We start from the raw sequence: 13,883 nt of genomic DNA, 5'->3' as shown, positions 1-13,883 counted from the left end.
GGGGTGTGTCCTGACAATAAAGAAAAAGATTGTACTCTTATGCCCATGCTTATAGAACTACAAGATAAAATAGATGGATTTTTAAACTCTATAACCTTAGCGGATATTATAAAAAAATAAATGGCAAAAAAAAATAAAATATTTGAACTTATCTTTCCTTTTTTAGGGCCATTAATTGGACCGATTTTAAAGGCTAAAAGTCTTACTATAGTTGGTTTTATAGTTTGTATTTTAGCTATTATTATCGTTCCTTTGCCAAGTCCTATTTTGGACTTTTTTTTGGCTTTGAGTATTGCTTTATCGGTTTTGATTATCCTTATTTCTATTTATATTCCAAAACCAACTGATTTAACCACTTTTCCAACCTTAATCTTAATTATAACGCTTTTTAGACTTTCATTAAATATCGCTACAACGCGTATGATCTTGAGCGAAGGACAAAATGGACCTGAAGTTGTAAGTGAAATCATCGCTTCTTTTGGTGAATTCGTGGTTGGTGGAAATATGGTTATTGGGGTAATCGTATTTTGTATCCTTGTTTTGATTAACTTTATGGTTGTAACCAAAGGTAGTACTAGGGTTTCTGAAGTGCAAGCAAGATTTACACTTGATGCGATGCCTGGTAAGCAAATGGCTATAGATGCGGATTTAAATGCTGGTCTTATTGATGAACAAACAGCGCGTGCAAGACGACAAGAAATCATCGCTGAAGCGAATTTTTATGGTGCGATGGATGGTTCGAGTAAATTTATCAAAGGTGATGCGGTTGCTGGTATTATTATTACAATTATTAATATTATCGGAGGCTTTTTAATTGGCTCTTTTCAACACGATATGCCATTATCCACAGCTGCTTCGACCTATACCATACTTACCATAGGCGATGGACTTGTATCTCAAATTCCTGGCCTTATAACTTCTACGGCTACAGCTATTATTATCACTCGCGCAAGTAAAGATGAAGATAATTTCGCAGAAGGAACCTTGAATCAGCTTTTAAGCGAATACAGAACCTTATTAATCGTAGGTTTTGTTTTGTTTATTTTTGCTTTAGTGCCAGGTTTGCCTCACTTATCCTTAGGTTTTATGTCTTTAGTCTTTTTAGGTTTAGGATTTTTAACTAAACAAGTAAAAGAGGGTAAAATTGAAATCATGGCAGCTAAAAAAACTAAACCAAGTGCTGCAGCTAGTGGTGGAGCGGCTACTCCAAATGCCGCAGCTCCTGCTAAGAAAAGCGAAGAAGAAATTTTAAAAGAAGAAGAACATAAAATTAATGATATTCTTAAAGTTGAAATTCTAGAACTTGAGCTTGGATACGGACTTATAAAACTAGCTGAAAGTGAATTGACTGAAAGAATTAGATCCATGAGAAGAAGTATCGCAGAAAGCTTAGGATTTTTAATGCCAAAAATAAGAATTCGTGACAATCTAAGGCTTAAGCCTAATGAATACAGCTTTAAATTAAAAGGGGTTTCTATAGCGAGTGCTGAAATTTATCCGGATAAATATTTGGCTATGGATAGTGGATTTATCACTGAAGAAATTGAGGGCATAGCTACCAAAGAACCTGCTTTTAATTCCGATGCACTTTGGATTGATGCGAATTTAAAAGATGAAGCAACTCTTAATGGTTATATAGTAATCGATCCTGCGAGCGTGATTTCAACTCACATGAGTGAGCTTATTAAATCACATGCAAGCGAGCTTTTAACACGTCAAGAAGTGCAAAACCTCCTAGATAAGGTTAAAAACGATTATCCTATCATAGTTGAAGGTGCCTTAAGTGTGGCGCCTGTAAGTCTTATTCAAAAGATTTTAAAAGATTTACTCAAATATCATATTCCAATTAAAGACATGCTTACTATTTTAGAATCGGTTAGCGATATCGCTGAAGTAAGTAAAAGTTTTGATATGATTATAGAGCATGTAAGAGCGTCGTTAGCAAGAATGATTACAAATATGTATTTAGATGATAAAGGAAATTTAGATATTTTTATTTTAGATTCTGCTAGTTCGGCGATTTTAATGGAAAATGTCCAATTTAGAGACGGTAGCTATCATCTACCTTTAAGTGTGGCGCAAACTGGCGTTTTAGTCGATACTTTAAGAGCTGAAGTAGCTGCGGTTTCTAATGGTCGTATCAAACCTTTCATACTTTGTGTTGAGCCGCAGCTTAGAAAATTTATTGCCGATATTTGTTATAACTTTAATATTAACATTGTTGTGCTAAGCTTTGCTGAAATTGCTGAAAATACCAATTTCAATACAGAAGGTATTATTAAGATAGAACTTTAAGGAAAATAATGAAAATTTATCATCTTTCGCATACAGATCTTGATGGTTATGCTTGTCAATTTATCACTCATTTTTATTTTAAGAATGTGAAATTTTACAACTCAAACTACGGAAAAGAAATTAATGATAATTTTAATACTATTTTAAGCGACATCGAAAAAGATGAAAATTTTGAAAAAGCGATCATTTTAATCACAGATTTAAATTTAAGCCTTTCACAATGCGAAGAATTTAGCAAAATATGTCAAGAAAAAAAGATTAAGATTTTTTTACTTGATCATCATCAAAGTGGGGAAGAGTGTGCAAAAAAATATCCTTGGTATCTATTAGATTCAAAAAGATCAGCTACTAAAATCACTTATGATTTTTTCTCTAAAATTTGCCACACAGATTTAGAACTTTCACATTTTGTTGATGTAGTTAATGCTGTAGATATTTGGTTAAGCGCGGATGAAAATTTTGAACTTGGAAAAGTTTTTTTAGGCTTGGTTGCTAACGCTAAAGAAATCAATCGAGTGATGTTTAAAGAAATACAAGTTTATTATATATTTTTTCTTTTTGAAAGAGCTATCAAATTTATAGGAAAAGAAAATTCTCATATTTTACTTGAAAATGCTATACATTTTATAAAAAAAGATTTTTTTATGAGAAATTATGATGATACGCTTGCCAATTTAATTTCTAGTTTTGTTGTTGAAAAACTAGGAGAATTAAAAGATGAATTTAGTATAGAATATGAAGGACATAAGGGAATTTTAACCGTTAATATAGGAAACACTTCTATTATTGGAAATGATTTTTTGATTAAAAATCCAAACTATGATTTTTTTATTGATGTCAGTTCAAGAAAAACATTAAGTTTTAGAGCAAATGGTAAAATCGATGTTAGTTTAATGGCTAAAAAATTAGTTGGTGGAGGAGGGCATAAGAATGCAAGTGGTGGGTTATTTTCAGCTTATAAAGATAGTTCAAATTACCCTTATATTAAAGCTCAAATTCTTGATCTTATTAAAAGCAAAGAATTAAAAAAGGAAAACAAAGATGTCCAAACAAAAGAACCTAAATGAAGAATTAGAAGATTTACAATATGAATTAAGCATTGTTTTAGAAGCTATGCTTTTATATGCCGGAGTTAAAAGAGAGAAATTGGAATCAGCCATTGAGGTATATATAGACAATATAGATTTAGTATTAAAAGATTCTCAAAAAGAGGGCGTTGATGAAATTTTAGAAGTTGTGGAATTTTTAAAAAACAACCATAAGGATTTATTTCTATGAAAAAAATAGCTACGATAGTTTTAAGCTTATATTCTTTAAGTTATGCCAATATTTATGAAAATTTGAGTGATTTTGCTTATAAAAAAACTTCTGATAAAAATTTTAAAGTTGAAAATGCAAAAATAGTCTATTTTTACAAAAACAATAAAAAATGTTTAGATCTTTTAATTAAATCTGATCAAGTGCAAATTTTAAAAACTTACAATTCTTGTAAAAATTTAGATAAAGATTCTAATTTTAATGATTTTTTAAATCGTGATTTTTTAAATTTATATAAAAACGATAGACAAACAATCTCTCAAATGATTCAAGATTTAAAACATGCTATGCAAGATATTATGATTTATTATAAACTGCATTATAATTTTAGTCAAAATATAGATGATATGAGCAAAAATCCAAATTTAGATATTTTAAATATGGATCCAAAAGAGGGCGGAACCTTACTTTATAAAGTCAATAACCAAGCTTGTGTTGGCATAGAACTTTTAAGACATAATTCTAAAATGGCCATGAAAGTCTATGGTATAGAAAATTTAAATAAAAAGTGTAAATTCTTTATAGAATCTCCAGATTTTAAAGATATTTCCTACACAGCCGAAGATTTTAATTGGTATTATTTAGAATAAAAAAATAATTTAATTTTTAAAAATATTTTTTTAAAAAAACCGATTTTATCGGAAAAATTGTTTTGCCCTAGGGTTTGAAAAACACAAGTGTCTAAATCTCTTTTTTCTTGAATACTTAAATTTTTCATTGAAAATTAAACCTTATATAAAATATTGCAAACTTGTATTTTATTTAAAATTACTTTAGTTTTCCATTAAAAATTTAATTTCATTGACTTTTATTAACCAAAGTTATATAATTAATCGTGATTCAATTTTCTAAAAAGGAGAAAAGCTTATGAAAAAGAAAATTTCTGTGGCTTTGGCATTAATGTTATTTGGAAGTTGTGCATTTGCACTTGATCAAAAATTAGAAAAAACAAAAAGTGCTACAGGTATTGACTTACCTAAAGCTAAATGGGTTTTGCCTAAAGCATTAAATGAAGACGGTACAATCGATGAGAGTAAAATGCCAAAAGATTCTAAATATGCCCAAATGGTAATTTTTGGTAACAAAATTCTTAATGAAACTAGTAGATACACCGGACCTCAAGCAAAAGATCCAAAAAAAAGATTTGCTGGAAACAATCTATCTTGCTCTAGCTGTCATGCAGCGGCTGGAAGTGTTCCAAATCAAGCAGGTTTTGTAGGAATTTGGGGAAGGTTTCCACAATACAATGCAAGAGCCGATAAAGTGATCACTTTGGCTGATAGAATCAATGGTTGCTATGAAAGATCTATGAATGGTAAACGTATGCCTGAAAATTCTCCAGAAATGAAAGCAATGCTTACTTATATGCAATGGCTATCTCAAGGTGTTCCAGTAGGAGCTAAGATCGAAGGCCAAAGCCTTAAAAAAATTGATTATCTTGCAAGAGCAGCCGATCCAAAAAAAGGTAAAAAAATCTATATGGATAAATGTGCAGTTTGCCACCAAGAAAATGGCGGAGGTTTAAAAAATGAAGACACTAAAGGAGCTTATTACATTTATCCACCACTATGGGGAAAAGATAGTTACAATACAGGGGCAGGAATGTATCGCTTGATCAAAGCAGCTTCTTACATTAAAGAAAATATGCCACAAGGCGATCCTAACCTAACTCTTGAGGAATCTTATGATGTAGCTGCCTATATGAATTCCCAATCTCGTCCTGTAAAACCACATAGAGATCAAGATTTCCCTGATAGAAAAGTAAAACCTTTAGATATGGATGTTGGACCTTATGATGATAGCTTCTCTACAACACAACATCGTTATGGACCTTATAAACCAATGTTAAAAAAATAATTCTCCAAGGCAAGAAAATTTCTTGCCTTTATCTTTCTTAATTTTCTCTCTAAAAATTTATTACAATCTTTTTTCCTTACAAATTATAAAAAAAGAATTTTCAAAAATTCGCAATAGGGTATTAAAATTAAAAAAAATAAAGCTAAAATTTAGTTTTCAAAATACAAATAAAAATCAATAAATTTATACAATAAATTTTATGGATAAGTTAGAAACTTACAAAAGGTAAAGTATTTGAAATATGAAATATCCATACTTTAAAGTATAAACAAACGCTTTATATCCATAAAAATAAAAAAGTTTGAAAATTATAGTTTTCAATACAAAATTAGAATTTAATATGTATTTTTACCTTTTATCATACTTTTTATCATACTTTTTTAAGTATTTTATATTTTTTAATCTAAAAAGTTTTTTTGACTCATAAAAAGCTTTTTTTTACTAAGTTGATATTAAAATATATTCTTTGTAAAATAAAATCGGGAAAAATAAAAATGAAATATCCTTTAGATTGTGAAGAAAATTTTGAAAAATCTTTTTTATTTTGGTTAGCTAAGTATGTAAAATTTAAACTCAATTCTCTTTCAAATAAAGAACTCAAAAATCCAGAAATTTTAGCTAAAATCAATTTCGCACTTACCAAAGGCATTTCAAATATAGAAGAATTAGATGCCTTGGCAAAAAAAGCAAGAAATATAGGTTTAAGCGGAGTTAATACCTATTTTAATCCTTTAAAAAAGCTTTTTGAATATTTAAAATTTTATAAACTCCACTCTCTAAAACAAATCGATGAAGAGTTAATGGTTGAAATTTTAGCCAGTATTACAGGATCTTTATCTGATGCAAGTAAAAAAAATCACAGAATTGCTGTGATTAATTTTTTTGATTTTTTAGATAAACAAAATGAAGAGGATGGTAAATCTCATATCTTTGATATTAATCTTAAAAATTGGGCAGGAATTACAGGTTCTAAAGGTGCTAAACTACCTGAATTTATGAGCGAAGAAGAAGTTAAAAAATTTCTTGATGCTATAGAAAATGCTGATTTTAAAAGCAATACTATACGCAATCAACTCATTATCAAAATCATCATTTTTACAGGAATTCGCGTCAGTGAAGCTATCAATATAAAAATGGGCGACATCAGCGAAGAAAACGATCTTTATCTTATAAGAATAAGATCAAAAGGTAATAAATATCGCATTGTTATGATTAAAAAAGAACTAATAGAGCATTTACTTAAAAATGTACAAATAAACTATATGAGCAAAGATACCTTGCTTTTTGTCAATAAAAAAGGCACTCCCCTAACCCAATCTTACGTTAGTCGCATCGTTGAGCAACTTTTATTTCGCGCAGGAATTCGTAAACAAAAAAATGGAGCACACATGTTGCGTCATACTTTTGCTACTTTGCTTTATAAAAAACAAAAAGATTTAGTTTTAGTGCAAGAAGCCTTAGGACATGCAAGTTTAAATACCTCAAGAATTTATACTCATTTTGATAACGACAAATTAAAACTTGCTGCGCAAGTTGCAAAGGAGATCAGTGAGCGCTGAAAATTTTGCAGTTTTTGGAAAGTATTTATATTATGATCTAAAATACGTTTTAAGAGCTTACAATCAAAAACAAAGCAAAAAATATTTTAATTTTGCAGAAAAATATAAAGAAAAATTTTATTTTATAGTCTTTGCTGATTATGAATTTTATAAATATTTATATGATGATAATTTTAAAAGCAAAGAGGCTTATTTGGTGTTTTTTGCTTACAAAAAAAGGAGGGAATTTTCTGTTTTTTCTATTGATGAGGATAGATTTTTACCCTCTTTTTATGATGGGCTTAATTTTCAAAACTATAAAGAAAATTTTTTAAAAGTTAAAGAAGCGATTGCCAAAGGTCAAAGCTATCAAGTTAATCTCACTCAAAATTTTCATTTTAACACTTTACTTGATGGCTTTGATCTATTTAATCTTTTATTAAAAAGACAAAATACGCAATTTAAAGCTTATATTAAAGATGAAAATCGAGAAATTTTATCTTTTTCTCCGGAATTATTTTTCAAAACTAAAAATAATACGATCATCACAAAACCTATGAAAGGAACAATCAAGCGAGATAAAGATCCAAAAAAAGATAAGGAAAATAAACTTTTTTTAAAAAATGATATTAAAAACTTAAGCGAAAATGTGATGATTGCTGATCTTCTAAGGAATGATCTTTCTAAGCTTATTAAAAAACAAAGTATGAAAGTAAAACTTTTTAAGATACAAAGCTACCCTACTTTACATCAAATGACTTCTATAATTAAGGGAACTTTAAAGAAAAATATTGATTATTATAAAATTTTCAAAGCTCTTTTTCCTTGTGGATCAATCACCGGTGCTCCTAAAATTGAAACCATAAAACTTATCGAAAATCTTGAAAAAAGAAAACGTGGAATTTATTGTGGTTCGATAGGACTTATACATAAAAATAAAAGTAAATTTAGCGTTACAATACGCACTTTAGAAAAAAGAGAAAATTATCAATACAGTGTAGGCGGTGGCTTAGTTTGGGATTCTAATTTAAATGATGAATTTGATGAGTTAAAATTAAAGGCTAAATTTTTAATGCCTAAAGATTTTTTTCTTTTTGAAACTATGTATTATAAAAATGGCAAAATTCTATTTTTCAAACAACACCTACAAAGGCTTTTAAATTCAGCTATAAAATTTGGCTTTAACACTCAAATTTTACTTAAAGAATTTAGTCAAATATTGCAAGAAAAAGCCGATGTAAATGAGTTTTTAAACCTAAGTATCCACAAACTAAATAAAAAACTTTTTTTAAAAACACATAATTTATTTTATACTAGCAAGCTTAAAACCAAATATAAACAAGCCATTGTGAAACTTATTTTAGAAAAAAATGGAAATTACCATATTTCTTATCATCATATAAAAGATAATACAGGTAATACCCTACTTTTAAGCAAGGAAAAATTAAACTCAAAAAGCGATTTTTTATACCATAAAAGTTCTATAAGAAAATTATACGAAGATAAGGCTTCATTGTGGAAAAATAATTCATGTTATGATATAGCGTTTTTTAATGAAAAAAATGAACTTTGTGAAGGTTCAAGAAGCAATATACTTATAAATAAAAATGGTAAATTTTATACGCCACCTTTAAATAGTGGCTTATTAAATGGAATTTACCGCTCTTTTTTGGTGCAATTAGGCTATGTGCAAGAAAAAAATCTTTATGAAAAAGATTTGATAGAGGCGGATGAAATTTATTGTATTAATTCCGTTAGAGGCCTAAAAAAGGTTCATTTACAATGAAAAAAATTTTATTTATAGATAATTACGATTCTTTTAGCTACACCATTATTTTTTATTTAAAAGAATTAGGATATCAATGCAAAGTTATCAAAAATGACGAATTTAAAAAAGCAAAAGATTTAAGCCGATTTGATTTTACACATCTAATCATCTCTCCAGGTCCAAATTCTCCAGAAGAATCCAAACTAAGTCTTAAAGCTATAAAGTACTTTAAAAAAAGTAAAAAAATTTTAGGAATTTGCCTAGGACATCAATGTATAGCCAAAGCCTTTAAAGGTGAAGTTAGTAAAATGGAAAATCCAACTCATGGTAAAACTTCGACCCTTGTCTTTAAAAAAGATCCACTTTTTAAAGGTGTAAAAAAAGATATTAAAATTTGTTTATATCATTCTTTACATATAAGTAAAATGCCTAGAAAATGTAAAATTTTAGCCAAAAATTCTCAAGACATTATCATGGCAATTAAGCATAAAAAATATGATATTTATGGGATTCAATTCCATCCTGAAGCCATTTTAAGCCAACAGGGTAAAAAAATACTACGTAATTTTATGAAAATTCATTGATTTTAACATAAGAAATGCTAGAAAATGACAATATTTAAGGCTATTAAAATTATGCAAATCAATAATACTTTAAGCGGCTTAAATCAATACACTAAGATAAATTCAGATAGAGAAAATAGTTAAAATTAAAGATAATTTGCTATTAAAGTTACCATTTTAAGAGGCGAAAGAAAAATCCAGTAAGCAATTACAATCTAAAGATAATCAAAATTCCAATGAATCGAATTCTCAAGATGATAATGCAGATAAGCTTGCGCAATTGATGTAAAAGTTAGCCCAAATACAAGCAAAAATAACAGAACTTACTGGAAAAATAGCCAATGCTGATAAAAATCAACTTGCAAGTTTTCAAAGTCATAATTAGTCAATCTGCAACTATTCAGGTACAAATTCAAGAGCTTTAAAATCAACAAAAATAAATAATTTTTCCAAAAGTTTAAGAATGCTATAATAAGGCATTTTATTTTTTAAGGAAAAATATGACTTTTTTAGAAATTGAAGGTGTTGATTCTTTAGAAGGTGAAGTTCAAATCAGCGGTGCTAAAAATGCCGCTCTACCCTTAATCGCGTCTACTATACTTGCTAAAAATGAAGTTAAAATGTCCAATGTTCCTAATGTAGCAGATATTAAAACCTTAATATCCTTGATTGAAAATTTAGGCGCAAAAACAAATTTTGAAAACAATATCGCAATTATAAACACAACCATGCTTAATCAAACTATTGCCAAATATGATATCGTGCGTAAAATGCGTGCTTCTATACTCACGTTAGGTCCACTACTTTCACGCTTTGGGCATTGTGAAGTTTCATTGCCTGGAGGTTGTGCTATAGGTCAAAGACCTATTGATTTGCATTTAAGTGCTTTAGAAAAAATGGGTGCAAATATAGAAATTAAACAAGGCTATGTAATTGCGAATGGAAAACTTAAAGGGACTGAAATTCTTTTTGATAAGATCACTGTTACAGGCAGTGAAAATATCATCATGGCTGCAGCTTTAGCTAAAGGAAAAACTAAGCTTTTAAATGTAGCTAAAGAGCCAGAAGTCGTGCAACTTTGCGAAATATTGGCCGATGCGGGACTTGATATTAAAGGTATAGGAAGTAATGAACTTGAAATTTATGGTACAGATGGTGAGCTTTTAAATTTCAAAGAATTTAGTGTGATTCCAGATAGAATCGAAGCAGGAACTTATCTTTGTGCAGGAGCCATCACCAATTCACAAATCAAACTTAAAAAAGTCAATACAGAACATCTAGGAGCTGTTTTAGCAAAACTCGATCAAATGGGTTTTAAAACTTTAATAGAAAATGATAATATTACCCTATTTCCAGCTAAAAAAATAGAGCCTATAGAAATTTTAACCAGCGAATATCCAGGCTTTCCAACTGATATGCAAGCGCAATTTATGGCTTTGGCTTTAAAAGCAGAAGGAACAAGTATCATCGATGAAAGACTTTTTGAAAATCGTTTTATGCATGTAAGTGAGCTTTTAAGAATGGGAGCAGATATTAAACTTAATGGACACATTGCAACCATAGTTGGTGGCAAAGAACTTAATGCAGCTGATGTTATGGCTACAGATTTACGCGCTTCTTCAGCGCTTATACTTGCTGCTCTTGCTGCTAAAGGCACAAGCAGAGTGCATCGAATTTATCATTTGGATAGAGGTTATGAAAATTTAGAAAATAAATTTAAAGCCCTAGGAGCTAAAATCACAAGGCTTGAGGAATGAAAAATCTTTTTGAAACCTTAAAAGATTTAGAAAAAGAAATTACGCCTTTAGAAGAAATTGAAATCATCAGTCTAGAAAATGCAAAAAATCGCATCTTAGCAAAAGATCTTTATGCGCAAAAAAATTTACCCAGTTTTGATAATGCGGCATTAGATGGTTATGCTTTTAATTATGCAGATTTAAAAGAAGCTTTAAGTATAAAAGGTGTTATTTTTGCAGGAGATAATCAAACTTATAAAATTGGCAAAAATGAATGCTATAAGATTATGACTGGAGCAAAAATGCCAAAAAATGCTGATACGATTTTAATGATCGAGGATGAGTATTTAGAAAATGGTAAGCTTATTGTCAAAAAAATTCCTAAGCAATTTAACGCAAGGCGTTTAAAGGGTGAAGAATTAAAAAAAAGTGAATTTTTACTCAAAAAAGGAACAAGATTAAATTCAAGACATATTGCCCTACTCGCCTCTCAAGGAATTTATAAAATTGAAGTTGTAAGAAAAATTCGCGTAGGCATTTTCTCAAGTGGCAATGAGCTTAAAGAACCTTGGCAAATTTGCGACGAAGAAAACATTTACAATGCTAATGCATTGCCACTAATAACTATGCTAAATCATTGTGAAATTCAATACCTTGGAATCATAAAAGATGATTTTAATATAGTTAAAGATACTCTTTTAAAAACAAATTTTGATCTTTTAATCACTTCTGGTGGTGCAAGTGTGGGTGAAGCTGATTTTTTAGAAAAAGTTTTTGATGAGTTAAATTATGAGACTATTTTTAAGGGTGTAAAAGCGCGCCCTGCTCGTCCTACTAAACTTTACAAAAAAGATAAACAATTGGCCTTAGTTTTACCAGGAAATCCTATGGCGGCTTATCTTTCTTGTTTTATTTTTGCTAGAAAAATTATTGATTTACTTTGTAATGCCTCTCATAAATCTTGTAAGATTAGTGCTAAAATGGGAACTGATCTAAAAATTAAAAAAGGAAGAAATAATTTCATTTTAGGAAATTTAGAAGATGAATTTTTCATACCTTTTAATAACAATCAATTTGGATCAGGCATGATACTGCCTTTAATTAGTAGCGAATTCTTACTCATAAGCGAAGAGGATGTAGAAATTTATCAAAAAGGAGATCAAATACAGCTTTTAAAGCTCTAATTCTTGACAAAGAATAAAAAATTTATTACAATTTCGCTTTTACTTGCGGGAATAGCTCAGGGGTAGAGCACAACCTTGCCAAGGTTGGGGTCGCGAGTTCGAATCTCGTTTCCCGCTCCACTTCGATTCTTTCTTGAAATTTAATATAATTTATCCTATATCCTATTTTTTAACAATTAAAAAAATATGATTATTTTTAAATAAAGAATTAGCAATATTGCTAAAAAACAATATTGCTAAAAAACCAAACTTTAATTTAGAATGATTAATCTAAAGCTAAAAGAGTGAAAGATGAAGTCAAGGAAACTAATTTAGCTTTAAACTTACTCTTTGAAAGATGTTCATATCTTTAAATATTTTATTATTTAAAGATAATTGAAATTATAGCAAAAAATAATTAAAATTATAAAATTAATTTTTTTTATAATTTGAATAAATAAAATTTATTATTTTAGCATGTTATTAAAAAACAATTACGAGTAACATAAAAACAACTAAAAAGGCAATGTAATCAATATACTAAATTTGACTTAAAATATATTTTATATAAAAATAAAGAAATTTACAAAGATCATTTAGAATAACTTTTAATTTGTATTGTAATCTAATTACCTATAATCAAAATTATATTATAATGCTTAAATATTTGCACTCAAAACAAAAAACGTTTTTAAGAATAATTTTTAATTTTAACAAAGATACAAATTTTTGAATTTTTATTGCAGAGTAAAGGTATTGAAAATTTCTTTAGAAATTTTCAATTTATTGTTTAACCTAAAGTGTCATTTTCATCATAATTGTGAATATAAGCATCGTTATTTTCTAAAGTCTCAACACTTCTTCCTATTCTTTCCCATCTAACAATGTCTTTATTATCATCCCAAGAAAAATACACAAACCAAGGCTCTCCTTCTATAAATTTATAAGGAACACTTCCCCAAAAACGACTGTCATAAGAATAGTCTCTATTATCCCCCATCATAAAATATTCATCTTTAGGGACTTCAAAAACATAAGCATTTCCACCGCTAAAGCCTACTTGATCTCCAAGTTCTTTAAAATAAGTTGGTGACATAGCAAAATCATTTATGGCAAAATGTGCCAATATATCACTTTCTATATCTTTTTTTGGATCGTAATGAATTCCTTTTTCTTTATAAGGTTCTTTAACATAAATTTCCTCGCCAAGCTTAACCAAATCTTTGGGATAATGAGAACGCATAAATTCATCGCCCTCGTGCATTCTTACATAAAGGGCTTTATTTGCATAAACTATCTTATCCCCCCCTACTCCAACACAACGTTTGACAAAATGCTGTTTTGTATTTCTAGGATATCTAAAAACCACTATATCTCCTCTTTTTGGCCCTGATCCTGCGATTAAATGACCATTTTTGTTAAAATCTGGCAAAACAGGAATTTCTAACCAAGGAATATGCGGAGTTGGGATACCATAACTGAATTTTTTCACAAATAAAAAATCATGTATCAATAAGGTATTTTTCATAGAACCACTAGGAATTACAAAAGCCTGCATAAAGAAAAACATAACCAAAAGAACAATAATAACCGTCCCAGTCCAAGACTGACAAAATCTATAAAGTTTTTTAAAAAAAATCATGAAT

12 protein-coding genes, 1 tRNA gene and 1 pseudogene are annotated in these 13,883 nt (G+C 29.0%); 12 read left to right on the top strand and 2 right to left on the bottom strand.

All coding sequences use genetic code 11. The annotated features are described in order from the left end of the window. The 5 genes and pseudogenes from H2277_RS06205 to H2277_RS06185 form a co-directional block, all read left to right on the top strand. Positions 1-137: pseudogene (locus H2277_RS06205) on the top strand (transcriptional regulator); the annotation flags it as partial. Further along, positions 121-2,295 (top strand): flagellar biosynthesis protein FlhA, encoded by a 2,175-nt coding sequence (gene flhA / locus H2277_RS06200; protein ID WP_337201483.1) that lies wholly within the window; start codon positions 121-123, stop codon positions 2,293-2,295. The pseudogene H2277_RS06205 and the gene flhA, both read left to right, overlap by 17 nt. An 8-nt stretch (positions 2,296-2,303) precedes the next feature. Next, positions 2,304-3,362 (top strand): DHH family phosphoesterase, encoded by a 1,059-nt coding sequence (locus tag H2277_RS06195; protein ID WP_337201482.1) that lies wholly within the window; start codon positions 2,304-2,306, stop codon positions 3,360-3,362. Then, entirely contained in the window at positions 3,337-3,573 is a 237-nt protein-coding gene (locus H2277_RS06190; RefSeq protein WP_337201481.1) for a hypothetical protein, read from the top strand. The genes H2277_RS06195 and H2277_RS06190 overlap by 26 nt, the downstream gene beginning before the upstream one ends. Further along, on the top strand, positions 3,570-4,202 hold the full coding sequence (locus H2277_RS06185; RefSeq protein WP_337201480.1) for a hypothetical protein: 633 nt from the start codon (positions 3,570-3,572) through the stop codon (positions 4,200-4,202). Before H2277_RS06190 ends, H2277_RS06185 begins: the two co-directional genes overlap by 4 nt. Here the strand turns inward: H2277_RS06185 and H2277_RS09310 are convergent. Beyond that, on the bottom strand, positions 4,190-4,330 hold the full coding sequence (locus tag H2277_RS09310) for a hypothetical protein (protein WP_337215901.1): 141 nt from the start codon (positions 4,328-4,330) through the stop codon (positions 4,190-4,192). The genes H2277_RS06185 and H2277_RS09310 overlap by 13 nt on opposite strands. Before the next feature lie 149 nt (positions 4,331-4,479). Between H2277_RS09310 and H2277_RS06180 the strand changes: the two genes are divergently transcribed. The 7 genes from H2277_RS06180 (at position 4,480) to H2277_RS06150 (ending at position 12,378) form a co-directional block, all read left to right on the top strand. Next, on the top strand, positions 4,480-5,469 hold the full coding sequence (locus H2277_RS06180; RefSeq protein ID WP_337201479.1) for a c-type cytochrome: 990 nt from the start codon (positions 4,480-4,482) through the stop codon (positions 5,467-5,469). A gap of 494 nt (positions 5,470-5,963) precedes the next feature. Further along, positions 5,964-7,028, top strand: coding sequence for a tyrosine-type recombinase/integrase (locus H2277_RS06175; RefSeq protein ID WP_337201478.1), 1,065 nt, complete (start codon positions 5,964-5,966; stop codon positions 7,026-7,028). Then, positions 7,018-8,793, top strand: coding sequence for a bifunctional anthranilate synthase component I family protein/class IV aminotransferase (locus H2277_RS06170; RefSeq protein WP_337201477.1), 1,776 nt, complete (start codon positions 7,018-7,020; stop codon positions 8,791-8,793). The genes H2277_RS06175 and H2277_RS06170 overlap by 11 nt, the downstream gene beginning before the upstream one ends. After that, positions 8,790-9,359, top strand: a complete 570-nt coding sequence (locus tag H2277_RS06165) for an aminodeoxychorismate/anthranilate synthase component II (RefSeq protein WP_337201476.1) — start codon at positions 8,790-8,792, stop codon at positions 9,357-9,359. Before H2277_RS06170 ends, H2277_RS06165 begins: the two co-directional genes overlap by 4 nt. A gap of 479 nt (positions 9,360-9,838) precedes the next feature. Next, positions 9,839-11,095 (top strand): UDP-N-acetylglucosamine 1-carboxyvinyltransferase, encoded by a 1,257-nt coding sequence (murA, locus tag H2277_RS06160; RefSeq protein WP_337201475.1) that lies wholly within the window; start codon positions 9,839-9,841, stop codon positions 11,093-11,095. Next, entirely contained in the window at positions 11,092-12,258 is a 1,167-nt protein-coding gene (locus tag H2277_RS06155) for a molybdopterin molybdotransferase MoeA (RefSeq protein ID WP_337201474.1), read from the top strand. The genes murA and H2277_RS06155 overlap by 4 nt, the downstream gene beginning before the upstream one ends. A gap of 45 nt (positions 12,259-12,303) precedes the next feature. Beyond that, a tRNA-Gly gene (locus H2277_RS06150) sits at positions 12,304-12,378 on the top strand. 649 nt (positions 12,379-13,027) lie between these two features. On the opposite strand, the gene lepB is transcribed toward H2277_RS06150, so the two are convergent. Then, positions 13,028-13,879 carry a signal peptidase I gene (gene lepB, locus H2277_RS06145; RefSeq protein WP_337201473.1) on the bottom strand — a complete coding sequence of 284 codons (852 nt, stop codon included), beginning with the start codon at positions 13,877-13,879 and terminating at the stop codon, positions 13,028-13,030. Between the last annotated feature and the right edge of the window lie 4 nt (positions 13,880-13,883).

It is taken from the genome of Campylobacter sp. W0014, from assembly GCF_020135975.1.
Classification (GTDB): domain Bacteria; phylum Campylobacterota; class Campylobacteria; order Campylobacterales; family Campylobacteraceae; genus Campylobacter_D.
Note: the sequence above shows the minus strand (reverse complement) of the source record. Positions and strands in the feature narration are given on the sequence as shown.